This window comes from Streptomyces sp. NPDC090022 (genome assembly GCF_044748145.1).
Taxonomy (GTDB): Bacteria; Actinomycetota; Actinomycetes; order Streptomycetales; family Streptomycetaceae; genus Streptomyces.
Window position 1 is genome coordinate 67,296 of the sequence record NZ_JBIVFN010000010.1, and the last position, 20,214, is coordinate 87,509.

Genomic DNA, 20,214 nt, shown 5'->3' on the forward strand with positions numbered 1-20,214 from the left:
GTCCGGGGCGGTGCGGGGGGTCATGATGAGGCTGCTGACGTCCCGTCCGCGGGCGGCGGGCGCGCGTTTCGGGCGCGTGCCGGTCGCCCGGAACCCGTGGAGGCCCTGGATGATCCGTGTGCGCAGGCCCGGCCTGCCCGTCGTCGCCCTGGTGGCGGTCCTCGCCCTCGGCGCCGCGGGCTGTTCGGGCGAATCCACGCCGGGGGGCGTCGCCTCGAAGGCGGCGTCCGCCGTGGCGTCGGTGGGTGCCGAGCTGGACGCCGCGGCGGCCGACGCGAAGAAGAAGCTCGCCAGCGTCAAGGACGGCGTGAACGCGCAGTCCGACGTGAAGCTCGGGGCCGTGGCGCAGGACGCCGACGGGCGCACCACCGTGCCGGTCACGGTGTCCAACACCGCCCCGGACCAGAAGTCGTTCGCGGTCCAGGTCAACTTCCGCGACACCGCCGGGAACCTCCTCGACACGGTGGTGCTGACCGTGGCGGACGTCGCCGCCGGTGCCACCGGGCAGGGCACGGCGCGCAGCACCCGCAGCCTGTCGGGGGAGGTCAAGGCCGAGACGGGCACCGCCCTGCGCTACTGAGCGGCGGCCGGGGCAGGCCGGGTGGCGTTGTCAGTGGCACCGTCTAGCCTGCTCCACATGATCGAGGGGGAATTCGCCGCACCGTCACCCGGTGCGCTCGCCGACGAGGTCGCGGCCGTGCTGATCGGCCGCCGGGACCCCGGCGTGGAGACGTTCGAGCGCCTGCTGGGCGCCCTGGTCGTGCACGGCCACCGGGACAGGGCGGCGCTCATGGCCGCGCTGGAGTCCGTACCGCGTGCGTTCGCGGCACGGCCGGACCTGCCGGTACGGCGCCTCGCGGGCGTCGTCGCCGCCGCGCGGGAGCCGATACCGGCCGGGGAGCCCCGGGAGAAGCCCGGGGTGGGCTGGCTGGAAGTGTGCCAGCACATGGCCCTGGACTACGTCGCGGGCACGCGCACGGCCGAGGTCGCCGCACGGCTGCGGTCGGGCGATCCGGTCCCGTTCCTGCTGTCCGTGCCGAGCGGGCCGGGCGGTCTGGTGGAGCCGCAGGCTCTGGTCGAGCGGCTCGCGGCGTACGGGCGGCTGGGCGTCCGGCCCGGTCCGGCCGACCTGGGGCAGGCGCTGCTGCGCTGCGGCGGGCCGGTCGATCCGGATGTGCTGCGCGCGGCGGAGCGGCTGGACCTGCCCGAGGGGCAGCGGGTGGCCGACTGGCTGCGGCAGGGCGGCCTGCCCGCGCCGCAGGGGTGGCGGGAGCGGGAGCGCGGCGTGCCCGAGCGTCCGAGCAGGCGCCGGGGCGCGCGGATCGGCCGCCGGATCCTGGTCGGGCACGAGGCGATCGAGGGGCGCGGCGCGTTCCCGCGGCCGTTCTGGTCGCTGTTCCGGAAGTTCGAGCCGGGCATCCCCTGTCCGCACTACAGCCTGGTGGACGGCCGGGACGCGCACATGGTCGCCGTCCTGCCCCGGCACCCGGAGGTCGCCGCGGCCCGGATGCTGACGGGTGTCGCGTCGGCGGCGGACCAGAACGGCCCGGGCGCCCCCGCCTTCCTGGATGCGCTGGCCGCGGCCGACGGCCCGGCGGGGCCCGCCGTGCATCTGGCCGTCGCGTACGGGCTCGCCGCGATACCGCAGGGCGAGCGGGAGGCCGCCGTACGGGCCCTGGTCCTGCTGACGGCGCGCGGCCGGCTCGACGGGGAACTGCTGGGCCGGGAGCTCACCGAACTCGTGGGGCTGGGCACGCTGAAGGTGCCGCTGCTGACGGAATCGCTGCGGGCGGCGGCCGCCGCGCCGCAGGGCGCCGCGGGGGTCTGGGCGGTCCTGGCCGACGCGCTCCCGGGACTGCTGGCGCACACCCGGCCGCAGGCGCACGGTGCGCTGCTGGCGGTCGCGGCGGACGCCGCGCGGTGCTCGGGTGCCCGCGGCGAGCTGCCGGAGGTGACCGCGCTCGCCGGCCGGGCGGGGTCGTCGATGCTGCTCAAGGAGGCCCGGCGGCTGCGCGACGTCCTGGCCGGGCACTGACCGGCGGCGGGTGCGGCGGGCGGCGGCGGTCAGCCGTGCGTGGCGCCGTGCTGGTGCTGTTCGGGCAGGTGGCTGTCCGGGTGCACCCACAGCAGGACGTTGGCGGGCCGTTCGCGCGCGTCGCCGAAGAAGGCGAGGACGTCGGTGTCGGAGTGGCGCAGGCTGAAATGGGTGAGGACGAAGAGGGTGTCGGGGTGTGCCTCGACGACGGGCTTCAGCCGGCTCCAGACGGTGTGGCCGACCCGGTCGGCCCGCTCCAGCTCGGCGTCGTCCAGGTAGGTGCACTCCGTGATGATCACCGGGTACTCGAAGAGCCAGGGGTGGTCCTCGAAGACGCTCACGTGGGTGTCGCCGAGGAAGGCGAACAGCGGCCGGCGCACCTCTTCCTCGACCTCGGCGCCCTCGGCGCGGCGCTGCGCCACGATCCGGCCGAATGCGGCGCCGCGGCCCTCGGCGGCCAGGGTGCGCCGCAGTTCCTCGTACACGGGCAGCAGTGCCTTGCGGCGTTCCGAGAAGGCGTAGCCCACGCACGGCACCTTGTGCGCGCAGTCCACCACGCGCACGTGGTGCCCGCGCCGGCCGAAGGTGAACTCGTCGCCGCCGCGCACCCCGTGCAGCCGGCAGCCCGCGGCGAGGTCGGGGTCGTAGGCGGAGCCGTGGTTCAGTTCGGTGGAGGCCCGCAGGAAGGTCTCCACGTACGGCAGGGCGGCGGCGGGGAGGTGGATGTCGACACCGCCGGGGCGCGCGGCGAGGTAGTCGAGGTCCTTGGAGTGGTCGTGGTGGGTGTGGGTGAGGAAGACGGTCTCCGGCTGCCGGCCTTCCGCCAGTCCGGCGTCGAGGGCGCAGCGCAGTTCGGGGATGTGGAAGAAGGTCTTGTCGTTGGCGCGCGAGTAGCCGGTGAGCGTGAACTCGGTGCCGGGTATGCGCCAGGTCTTCCACTGGCGGAACGGGTGGCCCCGCTCCAGCCGTTCCGGGTGGGCGGGGGTCGGCGCGGGGGCCGGGAGAGCCTGGGAGGGCTGGACGGCCTGGGAGGGCTGGACGGCCTGGGTCATCGGTGCCTCCGTCGGACCGCCGGGATCGGGTGAGGGCCCGATCGTAGCGGGCGGTGTCGCGGGCGGGCCCCGGGTTTTCCGCGCCGGAAGGGGGCGTGAGCTGCGCCGTCCGGTGCGGCATCCGGTGCGGTGGCGTCAGTCGTCGAGCAGCCGCCAGGCGGTCAGGGCGAGCCGGGCCCGGGTCAGGCCGGTGGGTCCGGCGGGTCCGGTGAGGTCGATGTCCAGGACCTTCGCGATCTGTTCGATGCGGCGGGAGATGCTGCTGTGGTGCAGGTGGAGCAGGTCGGCGGCCCGGCGCAGGGAGCCCGTGGCGCAGTAGGCGTCCAGCGTCCGCAGGTCCTCCGGGTCGGCTGCCAGCCGGGCGACGGCGGCCACGTCGGCGTTGTCGCGGGCGGCGTCCTGGGGGATCTCCGCCAGGAGGGCGAGTGCTCCCAGGTCGGCGTGGCGGACGACGGGTTCGCGCGGGGTGGTGAAGCGCAGGGCGGTACGGGCCTGCCGCCACGACCGGTCGGCGCTGCCGGCGGCGCCGATGCCCGCGCGGACGTCCGCCGGGAACCGGGCCGGGTCCACGGCGCCGGCCAGGAGGACGCCGATGCCGGCCAGGGGCGCCGCCTTCACGGGGCGCGCGGGACAGACCAGGGCGCCGATCCGGTCGAGCGGGAGCCGCGTGCGGACGGCGACGACGTGGACCGGCTGGGCGGCGGCGAACCCCAGCAGCCGCAACGCCCGGGCGCGGGCGGCCTCGTCGCCGTCGGAGCTGATCGCCAGCTCGACGAGGGCGGGGTCGGCCATGGTGGTGCGGGCCGGGCCGTACCGCTCGACGGCCGCCGCGACGGCGAGGGCGAGCCGTTCGAGGAGGACGTCGTCGAGCGGGTGGGGCGGGCCGGGACGTTCGAGCCACACGGTGCCGATCTCCTCCTCGTCGAGGGTGATCGGCGCGGTGGTGGACGCCGTGTTGGACGCCGTGGTGGACGCGCTCGCGGACGCCGTGGCGGACGCGGGCTCCGGGGCCGGGCGGCCGTCCGGGGCGACGCGGGTGGCCCGGCCCGTGCCGTGGAGCCGGATCCCGGCGGCGCACTCCGCCAGGCCCGCCGACGCCCGGGCGAGCGCCGGAAGGTCCACCCGGCGTCGCATGAGGGTGTCGTAGAAGGTGACGATGCGGAGCGCGCCGTCCACGTGCGGATCCAGTCCTGACAGCCGAACGGCCAGTGCCTCCATGGCAGAAGGATAGGAGGTACCGAGCGCGCCGAGCGGTGCGCGATCAACCCGGGACGCGCGACGGACGGCGGGTGACCGCCCGGTGCGGTGGCCGTGAGGATGTTGGCCATGGATCCCGAACTCGAAGCATTCATCCCCCTGTTGCCCCGGGCCGACCTGAACGATCCGGCCGCCGCCCGCAAGGACCTGGCCGCGCTGGCCGCCGCGTCGCCGCCGCCCGACACCGCGCACCTGACGGTCGAGGACCGTACGGTGCCCGGTTCCCCGGACGTGGCGCTGCGGATCTACCGCCCGCGAGCGGCCCACCCGGCGCAGGGCGCCGTCGTCTGGCTGCACGGCGGCGGGTTCGTCATGGGCGACCTGGACACCGAGCACCCGTGGGCCACCCGGGTCGCGGAGGGCTCCGGCGCCGTCGTGGTCTCGGTGGGCTACCGGCTGGCTCCCGAACACCCCTTCCCCGCCGCCCTGGACGACGCGTACACCGCCTTGACGTGGGCTGCCGAGAACGCGGCCGGCCTCGGCATCGACCCGGCGCGGATCGCGGTCGGCGGGCACAGCGCCGGCGCGGCGCTCGCGGCGGCCGTGTCGCTGCGGGCGCGTGACGAGCGGGGGCCGGCGATCCGCTTCCAGCTGCTCAACCAGCCGGGAGTGGACGACCGGCAGGAGACGTGGTCGGCGCGGAACTTCACCGACACGCCCTGGTTCACCCGCGACAAGGTGACCGCGTCCTGGCGGCACTACCTGGGCGGCGCCGCGGCCACCGCGTACGCCGCGCCGGCGCGCGCCGCCGACCTGTCCGGCCTGCCCCCGGCGTACGTCGCCACCGCCGAGTTCGACCCGAACCGCGACGAGGGCATCGGGTACGCGCTGCGCCTGCTCCAGGCGGGCGTGCCGGTCGAACTGCACCAGTGGCCGGGCACCTTCCACGGCTCGCAGGCGATCCTGTCCGCCGCCGTGTCGCAGCGGCAGATCGCCGAGCTCGGGGACGCGCTGCGCCGGGGGCTGGCCGAGTGAACGCGCCTGCCCTCCCCTCGTACCCATGGACCGGGAAAGGACGGACGTCATGAAGATCCGCATGGTGGTGTGCGCGTGCGTGGCCGCGCTGAGCGTGGGTGCGGGCACCGCGGCCGCGGTGCCCGCACCCGGCGCGGCCCGGGACGCCGTGGCCGCGGGCGGCACGGGACCGGCGACGCCGGACGGCGACGGCGGCGCTCCGGGCTCCGCCGTCGCCGGGGCCGCGTTGCGCTCCGCGATGGACGAGGTCCACCGCGCCGGAATGCCGGGGGTGTTCGGGGAGGTGCGCGATTCCGGGTGGACCTGGCGCGGCGCCTCGGGCGTCGCCGACCTGCGGACCGGCCGGCCCGTCACCCCGGGCATGCGCCAGCGCGTCGGCAGCGTCACCAAGACGTTCACGGCCGCGGCCGTGATGCAGCAGGTGGAGCGGGGCCGGATCCGGCTCGACGGGCCGATCGGTGACTATCTGCCGGAGCTGGTGCCGGGCGAGCGCGGCCGGAAGATCACGGTCCGGATGCTGCTCAACCACACCAGCGGGCTCCCGGACTACCTCCTGTACGCCTTCCCCTCCCTCCAGGGGTTCCCCTCGCTGCCGGACATGTCGGCCGACAGCCTGGACGACAACCGGTTCCGGGAGTTCCGCCCGGAGGAGCTGATCGGGATGGGGCTCGCGGCGCCCGCCGCCGGCGAGCCCGGCGACCCCACGGGGGTGTACTCCAACACCAACTACCTGCTCCTGGGGCAGCTCCTGGAGCGGGTGACGGGCCGCACGGCCGAGGAGTACATCACCCGCGAGGTCATCCGGCGCGCGGGGCTGCGGCACACCGCCTTCCCGACCGGGCCGCGCATCGAGGGCCCGCATCCGCGCATGTACGAGGCGTTCTTCGGCCTGCTGGACCCGCCGCGCGACTACAGCGTCTACAGCACGTCCTGGACGGGGACGGGGGCCGCGCTGGTGTCGACCATGGAGGATCTCAACCGCTTCTACGCCCGGCTGCTGGACGGGACGATCGTCAGCCGGGCGTCGCTGGCGCAGATGCAGCGGACGATCCCGGTGCGCGCCCTGGACGGCACGATGGTCCAGTACGGGCTCGGTCTGCACCGGGTCGACGTGCCGGGGTGCGGCACGTTCTGGGGCCACGACGGGACGGTCTGGGGCGCCGGGACGCTGTCCCTGACCCGGGCGGACGGCCGGCGCCAGATGTCCTTCGCGGTGAACCTGACGCGGTGGAACACCCTCGACGCGTCGGGGCGGCCCCGGCCCCACCCCCTGGACGGCGCGCTGGCGGAGCTGCACCGGCAGGCGATGTGCGGCGCCGGTGCCGCCCCGGTTCCGGCCGCCTCCGTCGGCCCCGCCCGCGGATCACTTCCGTAGGGCGGCGACGATGTCCTCCACCGCGGGGCGGGCCCGCTCGGCGTCCTCGGGGACGAAGCCGATGCGGGTGCGCCGGTGGAGGACGTCGTCGGCATCGAGGGCGCCCTCGTGCGTGATCGCGTACTCGATCTCGGCCCGCGTGATGTTGATGGTCTCGGCGACGCGCCCCGTCGCACCGGGCAGGGTGGCGGACGCGAGGACGGCGTGGGCCTCGCCGCCGTAGCGGGCGATGAGCGGGGCCGGGGCCGTGGCCCGGGTGGCGGGCCGGCTCGCGGGGTGGCCGGGGGCGCCCACGAGCGGCAGGTCCGCGGTGCGGCAGGGGGCGGTGGTCAGGCCGCGGGCGCGGCAGGCCAGGTCGACGGTGTCCTGCGCCATCCTGCGGTACGTGGTCAGCTTGCCGCCGACCACGGTGATCACGCCGGTCGGGGATTCCCGTACGGCGTGGCGGCGCGAGAGGTCGGCGGTCTGGCCGCCGCCGGCGTCGATGAGCGGCCGCAGCCCGGCGAACGAGCCGCGGATGTCGGCGCGGGTCAGGTCGCGGGCGAGCGCGGTGTTCACGGTCTCCAGCAGGAAGTCGATCTCCGCCTCGGTGGGCCGGGGTTCGTCGGGGATCGGACCGGGCGCGTCCTCGTCGGTCAGGCCCACCATGACGCGCCCCAGCTGCTGCGGCAGCGCGAACACGAACCGGCTGGTCGAACCGGGCACGGGCACGGTGAGGGCGGCCTGCGGCCGGCCGAACAGCGCGGAGTCGAAGACCAGGTGCGTACCCCGGCTGGGCCGCAGCCGGATCGACGCGTCGACCTCCCCGGCCCAGACCCCGGTGGCGTTCACGACCGCGCGGGCGCGCACCGTGCAGGCGCTGCCGGTGAGCGCGTCGGTCAGCAGGGCCGACTCTCCCGTGACCTCGCTCGCGCGGACCCGGGTGAGGATCCGGGCCCCGTGTCCGGCGGCGGTGCGCGCGAGGGCCACGACCAGGCGCGCGTCGTCGACGAGTTGCCCGTCGTGCGCGACCAGGGCACCGCGCAGGCCCTCGGTGCGTACGGCGGGCACGAGGCCGACGGTGGTCCGCGGGCCGACCCGGCGGGCCCGGGGCAGGACGGCCGCGGGCGTGCGGGCTCCCACGCGCAGGGCGTCGCCGGCGAGGAACCCGGTGCGCACCAGGGCCGCGGTGCTCCGGGAGACCGACGGCAGCAGCGGCACCGCCTGGGGCAGGGCGCGGATCAGGTGCGGGGCGGTACGGGTCATCAGCACGCCCCGCTCGACGGCGCTCTCGTGGGCGACGCCGACGCGGCCGGAGGCCAGGTACCGCAGGCCGCCGTGGACGAGCTTGGAACTCCAGCGGCTGGTGCCGAAGGCGAGGTCGCGCGCCTCGACGAGGACCGTGCTCAGTCCGCGGGAGGCGGCGTCGAGCGCGATCCCGGCGCCGGTCACCCCGCCGCCGATGACAAGGAGGTCGACGGGGGCGCCGGCGGCGAGCGTGTCGAGGTCGTCGGCACGGCGCGCCGCGTCGAGGGCGGTCGGGGCGGTTCGGTTCATGGCCTCAGGTATCCGTTCAGTGCGATCGCCAGCTCTCGGCGCCACGCGGCCTCGGGCAACAGCTCGGCGACCATGCGGTGCGATTGAACTGTGGACTGGGTGATCAGCAACACCATGGCGGCGATCTCGGTCGGTTCCCCGGCGCGGATCGTCCCGCCCCGCTGACCCGCCACGAGGGCCTCGCGCAGCCGGTCGAGCAGGCCCCGCTGACTCGTACCCAGCCGCTGGGTGACGTACTCGACGAGGAGGTCCGCCTCGCTGTGCAGCAGGCCGCCGAGGACCGGGTGGTCCCTGATCAGTACGGCGATCTCGACGATCCACTCCACCAGGGCCGCCCGGTCGTCGCCGCGGCGCGGGTTGGTCTCGACCGTGGTGAGGATCTCCCTGGTCAGGAGCGCTCCGACCAGGGCCCGGACGTCGGGCCAGCGGCGGTACACGGTGGGGCGGCTGACGCCGGCGCGGCGCGCGATCTCGGCCAGCTGGACGCGCTTGCCGAGCACGGCCACCAGTTCGGCCGCCGCGTCGAGGATCTGGTCGTCGATGCTGCGGGACTCTTCGCCGGCGGGGGCGGCGGCCGGACCGCCGTCCGGATCATCCGTCGAGGGAGTGTTACTGATTGACATGATGTGGAAAACTGTAACGCATGTCTACCGAACCGCACCTCTCGGCGGACCGCGCCGCGGCCCTGCCCCTGCCCCCCATGGCCTGGAACGCGTGGGGCGACCCGGCCCTGGCCGTCTCGCTCTCCGACGACGTCTCGTCCCTGCTGCGCACCCTCCTGGAGATCACCCCCGGCGAGACCGGTGAACCCGGTGAGCCGCGGGTGGGCGGCGCCCCGGCGCGCGCCGAGGACGCCGTGCTGGTCCCCTCCCGGCTCAGCGGGGTGCACCTCAAGGCCCTCTCCGCGATCGTCGGCGAGGAGTACGTCAGCGTGCGCGACGGCGACCGGCTGCCGCGGGCCGGCGGCAAGTCCACGCTGGACCTGCTGCGGCGGCGCAGCGCCGAACCGCAGGACGCGCCCGACGGCGTCGTCGTACCGGGCACCGAGGAGGAGATCGCGGCCGTCCTCGAGCTCTGCGCGCAGCAGCGGATAGCCGTGGTCCCGTTCGGCGGCGGGACCAGCGTGGTCGGTGGACTGGACCCGGTGCGCGGCGCGTTCGCCGCCGTCCTCAGCCTGGACCTGCGCCGCTTCGACGCGCTGCTCTCGCTCGACGAGGTCTCCGGCGAGGCCGTGCTCGGTGCGGGGCTGACCGGTCCGCGCGCCGAGGAACTGCTCGCGGAGCGCGGTTTCGAACTGGGCCACTACCCGCAGAGCTTCCGCTTCGCCACCATCGGCGGGTTCGCCGCCACCCGTTCCTCGGGGCAGGACTCGGCCGGCTTCGGGCGGTTCGACGACATGGTCCGCGGGCTGCGCGTGATCACCCCGGCCGGTGTGCTCGACCTCGGCCGCGGCCCGGCCTCGGCGGCCGGCCCGGACCTGCGCCAGCTGTTCCTCGGCTCCGAGGGCGTCCTCGGCATCATCACCGCCGTCCGGCTGCGCGTGCACCCGGTGCCCGCGGTCAAGCGGTACGAGGCCTGGACCTTCCCCGACTTCGAGACCGGGGCCGCCGCGCTGCGGGCCGCGGAGCAGCAGGGGACGGGCCCGACGGTCCTGCGGCTGTCGGACGAGACCGAGACGGCCGTCAACCTTGCGATGACGGCGAAGATCGGCGCCCCGCAGGAGGTCAGCGGCTGCCTGGCCGTGACCGTGTTCGAGGGCGCCGAGGAGACGACCACCGCGCGGCACGAGCTGACGCGCGCGGTGCTCCTGGCGCACGGCGGCACCTCGCTCGGCGAGGACCCCGCCCGCGGCTGGGAGCACGGCCGGTTCGGCGCTCCGTACCTGAGGGACGCGCTGCTGGACCACGGCGCGCTGTGCGAGACCCTGGAGACCGCCACCGGCTGGTCGAACCTGGCGCGGCTGAAGTCCGCGGTGACCACGGCCCTCCAGGGCGCCCTGCAGGCCACGGGCAGCACCTCGCTGGTGATGTGTCACATCTCGCACGTGTACGAGACGGGCGCCTCCCTGTACTTCACCGTGGTGGCCGCGCAGCGTGGCGACGCGATCGAGCAGTGGCAGGCCGCGAAGCGAGCGGCGAGCGACGCCATCATGGCCAACGGCGGCACCATCACCCACCATCACGCGGTCGGCACCGACCACCGCCCGTGGATGGAGCAGGAGATCGGCGAGCTGGGCGCGGCGGTCCTGCGGGCCGTCAAGGGCGCGGTGGACCCGGTGGGCATCCTCAACCCCGGAAAGCTCATCCCGTGAGACCGGGTCCGGGGCCGGAGCCGGAGCCGCGGGAGCCGGAGCGAGAGCCGGAGCGGGAGCGAGAGCGGGAGCGAGAGCGGCGGACGCTGGGCACGGTGCTGCTGCTGACGAACCCGCAGGCCGGCGCCGGCAAGGCCGCGCAGGCGGCCGGCGTGGCGGCGGGCCGACTGCGGGAGCGCGGCATCGAGGTCCGCACCGCGGCCGGGACGGACCCCGCCGACGCGGTGCGCATCGCCCGGGAGGCCGTCGCCGAAGGCGTCGACGCCGTGGTGGTCGCGGGCGGGGACGGCATGATCGCGCTGGCGGTCCAGGCCCTGGCGCGCACCGGCGTACCGCTGGGCGTGGTGCCCAGCGGTACGGGCAACGACCTGGCTCGGGCGTTCGGGCTCCCGCTGGGCGACCCACGGGCGGCCGCCGACGTGATCGCCGCCGGGCTGGTGCGCCAGGTCGACACCGGACGGATCGTCACCGCCGACGGCGCGGGACGGTACTTCGCCTCCGTCCTCGCGATCGGCTTCGACTCCCTGGTCAGCGACCGGGCGAACCGGATGTCCTGGCCGCGCGGGCGGATGAAGTACAACCTGGCGATGCTGCGCGAGCTGGCCGGCCTGCGGCCGCTGCCGTTCCGCCTGGTGCTCGACGGCCGGGAGACGGTGGAGCGGCGGCTGACCCTGGCCTCGGTGGGCAACACCCGCAGCTACGGCGGCGGGATGCTGATCTGCCCGGACGCCGACCCCGGCGACGGCCGGCTCGACGTGACCCTGGTGGACGCGATGCCGCGGGCGAAGCTGGTGCGGTTCTTCCCGACCGTCTTCAAGGGCACGCACGTCCGCCACAGCGCGGTGGCCACGCACCGGGTGACCGCGCTGCGCATCGAGTCGCCGGGCATCAACGCGTACGCGGACGGGGACCTGGCGGGCCCCCTGCCCGCCGACATCGCGGTGGTCCCCCGTTCCCTGTCGCTGCTGGTCCCGTCATAGGACCGGCCGCGCCCATGGGCGGCGCTCCGCCCCGGGCGGGGGTCGGGACCGGGCTCCAGTCCCCGGTCCCGGCAGCTGACCCCGGCCGGGGACCCCGGCCCCGGCCGTGGCTCCGGACCCCTGTCCCGGCAGCGGCCGCGACCCCAGCCGCGGCCGGGTACTGACCGCGGCCGGGCCGGGACCGCCGGGCCAGGGCCTGCCGGGAGCCAGGGCCTGCCGGGAGCCAGGGCCTGCCGGGGGTCGCGGCTTTTGTCACGGCCGGGACCGCTGGGCGAGGGCCTCGCCCGGCGCCCGCACCTGGCCCGGAGCGAGGGCCTCGCCCGGAGCCAGGACCCTGTCCGGGGCCAGGGCCTTGCCCGGGGCACGGCTTCCGTCATGGCCGGGGCGCGGGCTCGGGGACGGTTGCCGTCATCGACGCGCCGCGTCCACGAGCACTCCGGGGTTGAGGATGCCGGCCGGGTCGAGCGCGTCCTTCGCGGCGCGCAGCGCCAGGGCGAACGGTTCCGGGCGCTGCGCGTCGTAGCCGGGGCGGTGGTCGCGGCCGACGGCGTGGTGGTGGGTGACGGTCCCCCCGTGTTCGCCGAGTATCCGCATCGCCTCGGCCTTGATCTCGTCCCACATCGCGACCTCCGAGCCGCGCCGCGCCGGGGCGATGACGGTGAAGTAGGGGGCCGGGCCGTCGGGGTAGACGTGGGTGAAGCGGCAGTTGATCATCCCCGGGGCGCCCGTGACCCGGCGCACCACCGCGCCCAGGTCGCGGTGCACGGCCTCGTACAGGGCGGGGAAGCGGTCCCAGGTGCAGGCCGTCTCGAAGGTCTCGCTGATCACGCTCATCCGCGCGAGCCCGTCCCGCAGATAGGGCATGCGCAGGAACGCCGAACGCCAGGCAGCGGCGGCGGCATCGCTGGACGCGCTATCGGCGGACGCGGCCGCGGCCGGGCGGTCCTCGCCCTGCGGCCCCTCGGCCGGGCGGCCGCCGTGGTCGCGCGCCAGCCCGGCCAGTTCGGCGAGCCGCGCGGCGACGGGCAGGTGGGCCGACTCCACGCCGAGCACGAGCACGCTCCGCCCGCCGCCGGCCACCCCCGCCAGCGCCGCCTCGCCCGGGTCGAGCAGCCGGCAGTTGGCCGGGTGCAGGCCCGACTGCGCGATGACGCGCACGGCCTCGGCCGCCACCGTGAAGTCCTCGAAGACGACCGAGGCGGAGGCCCGGTGGCGGGGCCGGTCCTGGAGCCGCATCCAGGCCTCGGTGATCACTCCGAGCGTGCCCTCCGACCCCAGGAACAGCCGGTCGGGCGACGGCCCCGCGCCCGAGCCGGGCACGCGCAGCGACTCGTCGACCCCGGCCGGGGTGACCACGCGCAGGGACTGGGTCAGGTCGTCGATGTGCGTCAGCAGCGTGGCGTAGTGGCCGCCGGCCCGGGTGGCCAGCCAGCCGCCGAGGGTGGAGAACTCGAAGCTCTGCGGGAAGTGCCGCAAGGTCAGCCCGTGCGGCCGCAACTGGGCCTCGAGGTCCGGTCCGAGGGCGCCCGCCTGGATCCGGGCCGCCCGGCTCGTGGTGTCGATGTCGAGCACCCGGTCGAGGGCGGAGAGGTCCAGGGACACCACCCCGCCCCGCCGGTCCCCCCGGTACTCGACGCCGCCGACCACCGAACTGCCCGCGCCGTAGGGGACGACGGCGACGTCCGCGCCCGCGGCCCAGTCCAGGACGTCCACCACGTCCTGTTCGGTGCGGGGGAAGGCGACCTGGTCCGGAGCGGCCGCGAGGTCGCCGTGCAGGGCGCGTACGACGTCGCGGTAGGCCTTTCCGTACGTGTGGGAGGCCCGGTCCCGTGGGGCGTCGGACATCAGCGGGGCGAGCGAGGCGGGCGGGGCGACCCGGGCCCCGGGCAGGTCCAGTGCGCCGATGCCGGGCACCGGCAGCGGGGTGCCGGCCGCCCCGGGGACCAGCGCCCCGAGGGCGGCGCACTCGCCGTCGGACAGGGCCCGGTCCTCGGTGCCCCAGCCCCACCAGGAGCGGCGCGGTGCGGAGGAGCGGGGCGTGCGATCGGTCATGACGATATAACCTCTCGGTAATTTACCGCCTGGTAATTTACTCCACCGTATAGTTCTCGCCATGGACCCCACAAGCGCCGAGCACGCACCAGCCGCCACCACCCCCACCACCCCGGGGAGGCGGCGGGGCAGGCCGGCGGGGACGAAGGGCGTGCCGCGCGCCGTACGCGAGGAACAGATCCTCGCCGCCGCGATGGAGGAGTTCGGCCGGCACGGCCACGCCGCCGCGTCGATGGCCTCCATCGCCCGGCGGGTGGGTGTGACGAAGCCGATGCTCTACGCCTACTTCGACTCCAAGGACGGCCTCTACCTGGCCTGCCTCGAGGACGTCGCGGCCCGGGTCCGCACGGCGGTCGAGGCGGCCATGTCCGCAGGCCCGCCGGACTCCCCCGGCGCACGGCTGCCCCACGCCGTGCTCACGGGCCTCTTCACCGCGCTCGAGGAACAGCGGTACGCCTGGTTCGTCCTGTACGACCGGTCCCTGCCGCCCGGCTCCGCCGTGCGCGCCGCCGCCCAGCGGCACCGCGAGGCCGTCGACACACTCGCCGCGTCGGGCACCGCGGCGCTGCTCCACGACCGCGGCAACGCGGACCCGCTCGACGCCGACGCCCTCAAACACGTGTGGACGGGCACCGTCAGCGCCCTGATGGGCTGGTGGATCGCCCACCCCGACCAGTCGGCCCGGGACATGAGCGCCCGCTGCGCCCGCCTCCTGACGGCGATCCGGACCACGCCGTCCTAGACCCCGTCGCCGAAGTCCCGCCGGAACCGCCGCCCGGAGACGGTCGGCCCCCGCACGGGTTCGCCCGGTGATCCACATCACACCCGGGAAGTGTCACGGTACGGCGGGCCGGCGTGTCTCGATGGGCGTCCCAGGGAGAGGAGACCGGGCCGTGGCCGAGGACGCGTTCACCGAACACCGTGCGCTGCTGTTCACCATCGCCTACGAGATGCTGGGCAGCGCCACCGACGCCGAGGACGTGCTGCAGGAGAGCTACCTGCGATGGCGCGCGGTCGACCCGGCCACGGTCGCGCATCCGCGCGCCTATCTGGTCCGCACGGTCACCCGGCAGGCCCTCAACCACCTGCGGGCCGCGAAGGCCCGGCGCGAGGAGTACGTGGGCGCCTGGCTGCCGGAGCCGATCCGCACGGCGCCGGAGGTGAGCGACGACGTGATCCTCGCCGAGTCGGTGTCGATGGCCATGCTCCTCGTCCTGGAGACGCTGAGCCCGACCGAGCGCGCGGTGTTCGTGCTGCACGACGTGTTCGGCTACACGCACCCCGAGATCGCCGCCTCGGTCGGCAAGACCGAGGGCACGGTCCGGCAGATCGCCCACCGCGCCCGCCGGCACGTGCACGCGCGCCGGCGCCGCTTCGACGCGGACAGCGACGCGGCGCGCGAGATCGTCCGGCGCTTCCTGGCCGCGGCGGCGACGGGCGAGGTGCAGACGCTGATGGACCTGCTGGCGCCCGACGTCGTGCAGGTCTCCGACGGCGGCGGAAAGGTCGTCGCCGCCCGCCGCCCCCTCACCGGCCGCGCCGAGGTCGCCCGCTTCGTGGCCGGCGTGCTGCGCACCGCCGGCCCGGCGACCCGCTTCGAGGCCGCCACGTACAACGGCATGCCGGCGGCGCGGTTCGTCACCGACGGCGCACTGGACTGGCTGGTCGCGTTCGAGATCCGCGACGGACGCGTCAGCACCCTGTACGGCATCCGCAACCCGGACAAACTGCACCGCGCCGAGGCGGTGCTCCCGCTCGACCGAGGAGGTCACCAGCCGTGGAAACCATGACCGTCGAACGTGTCGTCGCCGCGCCCGTCGAGGAGGTGTTCGCCTGGCTCACCACGACCACGAACTACACCGCCTCCCCCCTGATCCTGCGCTGCCGCCTGACCCGGCGGGGCCAGGGCGCGCCGTACGGGGTCGGGGCCGTCCGCAGCCACCTCTGGCTGATCGGATGGTTCCGCGAACGCATCACCCACTACGACGCGCCGCACGCCACCGAGTACGTCGTCGAGCGCAGCCTGCCGCCGGCGCGGCACGAACTCGGCCGCATGACGTTCACGGAGGTCGACGGCGGTACGCACGTGCGCTGGACCACCCGGGCCCAGATCAGCGTCCCGCTGGTCGGCGCCTTCCTCACCCGGCACCTGGCCCGGCCGCTCATCACCCGGACGTTCCGCGGGATCCTCGACGCGGCCGACACCGAGCTGGCCCGGCGCCCCGGTCACGGCCGGGGCTGACGGCAGGGGGCCGGGGCGGCGCCGTCCGCCACGGAGGCGGCGCCTAGCATGGGGGGATGAGCAATCAGCGCGCGGAGAGCCTCAGTCGTACGGCCCTGATCGAGGACCTGATGGGACGTTTCCCCCAGGTGCCCCGGGAAGCCGTCATCAAGGAGGACCTCCTGCGGGGCGGCATGGCCTTCCACGAGTCCGCGCTCAGCGGCGGTGCCGACGGGGCGTCGGGCGACGTGAAGCCGAAGTCGTACTTCATCTTCTCCTTCGACCACCGCACGCTGCCGGAGCTCGGCGCCGCCGCGCTCAACCGGCCCCCGGAGGAGATCGTGCTCACCGGCGGCCCGTACGACCTGCGCCGGACCGTCGTGTCCGTACGGGTCAACCCGGACTCCCCCTACGTGGTGCGCGGCGACGAGGACGGTGTGCTCGGCCTGTACCTGGACGGTGCGCGGATCGCGGACGTCGGCCTGCCGCCGATGCCGGAGTACTACCGGCACACGCTCGCGAACGGCAAGTCGGTGATGGAGGTCGCGCCGACCATCCAGTGGGGCTACCTCGTCTACCTGACGGTCTTCCGGGTGTGCCAGTACTTCGGGGCCAAGGAGGAGTGCCAGTTCTGCGACATCAACCACAACTGGCGCCAGCACAAGGCCGCGGGCCGGCCCTACACCGGGGTGAAGCCGGTCGAGGAGGTACTGGAGGCGCTGGAGATCATCGACCGGTACGACACCGCCGGGACCTCCCGGGCCTACACCCTCACGGGCGGCTCGATCACCTCGCAGGTCGGCGGCCGTGACGAGGCCGATTTCTACGGGCACTACGCCAAGGCCATCGAGGAGCGCTTCCCCGGCCGCTGGATCGGCAAGGTCGTCGCCCAGGCGCTGCCGCGCGACGCCGTGCAGCGGTTCCACGACTACGGCATCCGCATCTACCACCCCAACTTCGAGGTGTGGGACCGGCGGCTGTTCCAGCTCCACTGCCCGGGCAAGGAGCGGTACGTGGGCCGCGACGAGTGGCACCGCCGGATCCTGGACTCCACCGAGGTGTTCGGCCCGCGCAATGTGATCCCCAACTTCGTGGCGGGCATCGAGATGGCCGAGCCCTTCGGCTTCACGAAGGTCGGCGAGGCGATCGAATCGACCGCCGAGGGGCTGCGGTTCTTCATGTCGAACGGGGTCGTGCCGCGCTTCACCACCTGGTGCCCGGAGCCGACGACGCCGCTGGGCAAGGCCAACCCGCTCGGGGCTCCGCTGGAGTACCACATCCGGCTGCTGGAGACGTACCGGGCGACGCTGGAGGAGTTCGGCCTGAAGTCCCCGCCCGGCTACGGCCCGGCCGGTCCGGGCCGCGCGGTGTTCTCCGTCAGCTCGTTCATGGACAGCCTGGAGGGGCTGGACGGGCAGGAGGAGCCCGAGGGCGCGGCTTCCTGAGGCACACGCATACCGGTCCCGACGCGCACGGCGCCCGGCACGGTGCCAGGCTGGAAGGGCAGGTACGTCTCCCCGTGGGAGCAGACCATGACCCCAGCACATCAGCGTGGCCCGGCGCGGTGCCGTGCGCTCGTGGCGGCGGCAGCCCTGGCCGGCGGTCTGCTGGCCGGGGCCGGGGCGGGACAGGCCGGCGCCTCCCCCGCCTCCGCCACTGCGACAGCGACAGCGACTGCCGGCTCCGGCGCCCTCGACCGGGCGCCCGCGCCCCCGTGCCGCAGCAGCCGGCTCGTGGCGAACAGCGCCGAGCGGCTGGGCCCGGCCGGGATACGGATCACCGTCCTCAACGAGGGGCCCCGGCCCTGCGTCCTGAAGGGCCACCCGACGATCGCCCTCGCGGGCCAGGGCTCGCCCGACCGGAACAAACCCCTGCGCGTCAACCGTCAGGGCACCGCGCGTGCGGTGCAGCTGCCCGTCGGCGGCGCCGCGCAGACCGTCGTCACGTTCGCCCCGGTCCTCGGTGAGGCCGACGGCTACTGCGCCGCCGGGGGCGACCCGTTCGTCGCTCCCTCGATGGTGGTGGGCGTCGCCGGCGGCATGCTCCAGCTGGCGCCCGACGACGGCGGCGAGTTCGCGCTGTGCGGCGACAGCGTGCGCGCCACCGCGTTCCGCGCGGTCTCCTGAACCGGTCGCGGGCACGAGCCCGACCGCGAGCCCGACCGCGAGCCCGACCGCCCGTACCCGGCTCAGTGCCAGGTGAACTTGTCGCCGCCCTCCCAGCGGATGACGGCCGGGTCGTCGAGGTCGGGGTGGTCGATGCCGGCGGCCCTGACGAGGCGGTACACGTCGATCAGGTCGTGCGCGCGCCCCACCATCTCCCCGCCGATCAGGACGATCCGGAAGGGCGGGCTGCCCCGGTGCACCGGTGACACCACCACGTGCGACATGGTTCCTCCGGCGTTGGCTTCGGTCATAGTGCAGCAGCTTCGCCACTGGGCCCACGTCTCGTCCACCCACCGCGCCGTGCGCGCGTGACGGTGTCCGCCGGTCGTGTCGGGTCAGCCCTGCCCGGCTCGGCGCTCCCCGGCGGGCTGCCCGGGGTCCGGCAGGGGCTCGCCGGTCTGTCGAAGGTGACCGTCGAGCGGCGTTCGGCCGCGAGCCGCGCCCGCACGTCCTCGTCGACGCCGACCGCCCCGGCCCATTCCTCGGTGAAGGTGTGCCAGGTGTACGAGAGCCGGCGGTACGGGTCGCAGACGAGGACGACCTGCTCGGGGTGGGCGATGGTGACTCCGCCCTGCTTCCAGACGAGCGGGGAGCCCTTCGCCCAGTCGTTCTCGAAGGTGACGCCCCAGTAGCGGTCGGTGAAGGCCGGGTCGGTCAGGGCCTGCCAGAGCCGCTCGGGGGTGGTGCGGATGTACGTCGTGGAGAGAAACGTGGTGCTGTCCATGGGGGTTGCTCCAGAGCTCGCTCGAGGTCCGCGAGGGCGTTCACGCGGCCACGGTCGAACCGGCTGATCCATCGTTCGGCGATGGCGTTGATCGGGGCGGCGTCGAGGTGGTGCAGCTCCTCCCGCCCCTGCCGGACCGTGGTGACCAGCCCGGCCGGGACCGGGCGCCGGCCGGACATGCCTCAGGCCGCCGGGAGCCGGACCTCGGCTGCGGCTCAGCGGTGGCTCGGGGCGCCGTTCAGGGCCTCCAGGCGCTGCTGGGTCAGACGGAGCAGCCGGGGCTCGAGGGAGGGCAGGGCGCGCAGCAGCCGGACGAGCTCGGGGCCGGCCTCACGGGCGGCGGCCGCGTCCTTGAGCTGGGTCCAGCAGTACAGGGCGCCGGCCGCGGCGGCCAGCACCTCCGGCGCGTCCGGGTGCTGGAGCGTCAGACGGGTCCGTCCGGCGCCGATCCACAGCTGGGTCGCGAGCACGTAGTTGCCGGCCATCCGGGCCAGATCGGCGCGGATCTCGGCCCAGTGGGTGGCCTCCGGCGAGGTGGCGCCGTGCGTCTGCAGGACGTGCTGCTCCCAGGCCTGCGCGAGCGTGGCCGCCTCCAGGTGCCGGCCGCGGGAGGCCAGGGCGTGGATGTACGGCCGCGGGTCCTCCCCCGGCCTGCCCGGCGGCACGGGCGGTCCCGCGGGCGGCGCGGCGGGCTCGGCCGGGGAGGCGGTGGGGTGCGCGGCGCGTACCGGTTGCTCGGCCGCCTGGGCGGGCTGGTGCGCGTACGGGTGGGGGTGCTGCGGGGCGTGTCGACGGGCGTCGGCAGCGGCCGGGGCGCTCAGTTCGCGGGTGGCGGGGAGGGTCAGGGTGCCCGGCGGCAGCGCGGCCGCCGCGGCCGAGAAGGCGTGCAGCTGCACGTTGGTGGGACGGCTGGGGCTGCGGTGCAGCTGGTCGATCCAGTGCCGGGTGTACGAGCTGACCAGCTCCGCACCGCCGGTGAACGCCGGCGGCACGACGACCCCGTACACGTCGGCGGGCGGCAACGGCGGCAGGCCGCCGCGTTCCTGGAGCACCGGCCACGCCGCCTTGTCGGCGACGAGGTCGAGGACCACCGTCGTCAGCCCGGCGGGGCGGTGGCGCAGTTCGGTCTCCAGCCACTCCCAGGGCAGCGCCGTGTAGCGGACCGTGGACGCCGTCGTGCCCGTGAGCGCCAGGTGGAGGTCGCGCCCGCGCCGGTCGAGGGTGAGCCGGCCCGTCAGGTACACCAGCAGCGGGCCGGACGTCGCGGCGGCGGCACGCAGCCGCATCAGCACCGTGTTCGGGTCGCGCGCCCCGTCGAGGTAGGTGGTGTCGCTCGGGACCTGGCTGCCCAGGAGCACCCACGCCGGTACGACGCCGATCGCGGCCAGGTTCGCGCTCGGCGCGACCTGAACGGCGCGGCGCCGTACGGCGGCATCACCCGCTATGAGAAGAACGTGCCCCCGCTGCTCCGGGCCGGTCCAGTTGATGTGCATGTGCAGAAGGTACTCACCCGATGGACGGGTTGCCGCCT

The 20,214-nt window shown here is 75.2% G+C and carries 19 protein-coding genes; 11 read left to right on the forward strand and 8 right to left on the reverse strand.

Annotated features, from left to right (window positions below):
• The first annotated feature begins 109 nt into the window (after positions 1-109).
• Positions 110-580: a hypothetical protein gene (locus ACIPXB_RS19580; RefSeq protein ID WP_401451392.1), complete on the forward strand. Its 471-nt coding sequence runs from the start codon at positions 110-112 to the stop codon at positions 578-580.
• 57 nt (positions 581-637) lie between these two features.
• Positions 638-2,035 carry a hypothetical protein gene (locus tag ACIPXB_RS19585; protein WP_401451395.1) on the forward strand — a complete coding sequence of 466 codons (1,398 nt, stop codon included), beginning with the start codon at positions 638-640 and terminating at the stop codon, positions 2,033-2,035.
• 29 nt (positions 2,036-2,064) lie between these two features.
• On the opposite strand, the gene ACIPXB_RS19590 is transcribed toward ACIPXB_RS19585, so the two are convergent.
• Complete coding sequence (locus ACIPXB_RS19590) at positions 2,065-3,087, reverse strand: MBL fold metallo-hydrolase (RefSeq protein WP_401451397.1); 1,023 nt, start codon at positions 3,085-3,087, stop codon at positions 2,065-2,067.
• Positions 3,088-3,222: 135 nt separating this feature from the next.
• Entirely contained in the window at positions 3,223-4,305 is a 1,083-nt protein-coding gene (locus ACIPXB_RS19595; protein WP_401451400.1) for a helix-turn-helix domain-containing protein, read from the reverse strand.
• Positions 4,306-4,413: 108 nt separating this feature from the next.
• On the opposite strand from ACIPXB_RS19595, the gene ACIPXB_RS19600 reads away from it, so the two are divergent.
• On the forward strand, positions 4,414-5,319 hold the full coding sequence (locus ACIPXB_RS19600) for an alpha/beta hydrolase (RefSeq protein WP_401451402.1): 906 nt from the start codon (positions 4,414-4,416) through the stop codon (positions 5,317-5,319).
• A 238-nt stretch (positions 5,320-5,557) separates the two neighbouring features.
• Positions 5,558-6,694 (forward strand): serine hydrolase domain-containing protein, encoded by a 1,137-nt coding sequence (locus ACIPXB_RS19605; protein WP_401451746.1) that lies wholly within the window; start codon positions 5,558-5,560, stop codon positions 6,692-6,694.
• Here ACIPXB_RS19605 and ACIPXB_RS19610 read toward each other — a convergent pair.
• Together ACIPXB_RS19610 and ACIPXB_RS19615 are read right to left on the reverse strand one after the other, a co-directional pair.
• Entirely contained in the window at positions 6,683-8,230 is a 1,548-nt protein-coding gene (locus tag ACIPXB_RS19610) for an FAD-dependent oxidoreductase (protein ID WP_401451405.1), read from the reverse strand. The two genes, ACIPXB_RS19605 and ACIPXB_RS19610, sit on opposite strands and share 12 nt — an antisense overlap.
• Complete coding sequence (locus tag ACIPXB_RS19615; protein WP_401451407.1) at positions 8,227-8,853, reverse strand: TetR/AcrR family transcriptional regulator; 627 nt, start codon at positions 8,851-8,853, stop codon at positions 8,227-8,229. The genes ACIPXB_RS19610 and ACIPXB_RS19615 overlap by 4 nt, the downstream gene beginning before the upstream one ends.
• A gap of 20 nt (positions 8,854-8,873) precedes the next feature.
• Here ACIPXB_RS19615 and ACIPXB_RS19620 point away from each other — a divergent pair, with 20 nt between their 5' ends.
• Together ACIPXB_RS19620 and ACIPXB_RS19625 are read left to right on the forward strand one after the other, a co-directional pair.
• Positions 8,874-10,541: an FAD-binding oxidoreductase gene (locus ACIPXB_RS19620; protein ID WP_401451410.1), complete on the forward strand. Its 1,668-nt coding sequence runs from the start codon at positions 8,874-8,876 to the stop codon at positions 10,539-10,541.
• Positions 10,538-11,521: a diacylglycerol kinase gene (locus tag ACIPXB_RS19625; RefSeq protein ID WP_401451412.1), complete on the forward strand. Its 984-nt coding sequence runs from the start codon at positions 10,538-10,540 to the stop codon at positions 11,519-11,521. Before ACIPXB_RS19620 ends, ACIPXB_RS19625 begins: the two co-directional genes overlap by 4 nt.
• A 408-nt stretch (positions 11,522-11,929) precedes the next feature.
• Here the strand turns inward: ACIPXB_RS19625 and ACIPXB_RS19630 are convergent, their stop codons facing one another.
• Complete coding sequence (locus tag ACIPXB_RS19630; protein WP_401451415.1) at positions 11,930-13,573, reverse strand: FAD-binding oxidoreductase; 1,644 nt, start codon at positions 13,571-13,573, stop codon at positions 11,930-11,932.
• Positions 13,574-13,634: 61 nt separating this feature from the next.
• Here ACIPXB_RS19630 and ACIPXB_RS19635 point away from each other — a divergent pair, with 61 nt between their 5' ends.
• From ACIPXB_RS19635 to ACIPXB_RS19655, 5 genes are all read left to right on the forward strand, one after another.
• Entirely contained in the window at positions 13,635-14,315 is a 681-nt protein-coding gene (locus tag ACIPXB_RS19635) for a TetR/AcrR family transcriptional regulator (RefSeq protein ID WP_401451417.1), read from the forward strand.
• 151 nt (positions 14,316-14,466) lie between these two features.
• Entirely contained in the window at positions 14,467-15,363 is an 897-nt protein-coding gene (locus ACIPXB_RS19640; RefSeq protein ID WP_401451419.1) for an RNA polymerase sigma-70 factor, read from the forward strand.
• On the forward strand, positions 15,351-15,815 hold the full coding sequence (locus tag ACIPXB_RS19645; RefSeq protein WP_401451421.1) for an SRPBCC family protein: 465 nt from the start codon (positions 15,351-15,353) through the stop codon (positions 15,813-15,815). The genes ACIPXB_RS19640 and ACIPXB_RS19645 overlap by 13 nt, the downstream gene beginning before the upstream one ends.
• A 56-nt stretch (positions 15,816-15,871) precedes the next feature.
• The gene (locus ACIPXB_RS19650) at positions 15,872-17,239 is read left to right on the forward strand and encodes a radical SAM protein (RefSeq protein WP_401451424.1); all 1,368 of its coding nucleotides are present in this window, start codon (positions 15,872-15,874) and stop codon (positions 17,237-17,239) included.
• A gap of 87 nt (positions 17,240-17,326) precedes the next feature.
• On the forward strand, positions 17,327-17,920 hold the full coding sequence (locus ACIPXB_RS19655; protein WP_401451427.1) for a DUF4232 domain-containing protein: 594 nt from the start codon (positions 17,327-17,329) through the stop codon (positions 17,918-17,920).
• Positions 17,921-17,982: 62 nt separating this feature from the next.
• On the opposite strand, the gene ACIPXB_RS19660 is transcribed toward ACIPXB_RS19655, so the two are convergent.
• The 3 genes from ACIPXB_RS19660 to ACIPXB_RS19670 form a co-directional block, all read right to left on the reverse strand.
• Complete coding sequence (locus tag ACIPXB_RS19660; protein WP_401451430.1) at positions 17,983-18,210, reverse strand: hypothetical protein; 228 nt, start codon at positions 18,208-18,210, stop codon at positions 17,983-17,985.
• Positions 18,207-18,683, reverse strand: a complete 477-nt coding sequence (locus tag ACIPXB_RS19665) for an SRPBCC domain-containing protein (protein WP_401451433.1) — start codon at positions 18,681-18,683, stop codon at positions 18,207-18,209. Before ACIPXB_RS19665 ends, ACIPXB_RS19660 begins: the two co-directional genes overlap by 4 nt.
• 215 nt (positions 18,684-18,898) lie before the next feature.
• A complete protein-coding gene (locus ACIPXB_RS19670) occupies positions 18,899-20,176 on the reverse strand; it encodes a hypothetical protein (RefSeq protein WP_401451436.1) in 1,278 nt (425 codons plus the stop codon).
• Positions 20,177-20,214 lie beyond the last annotated feature (38 nt).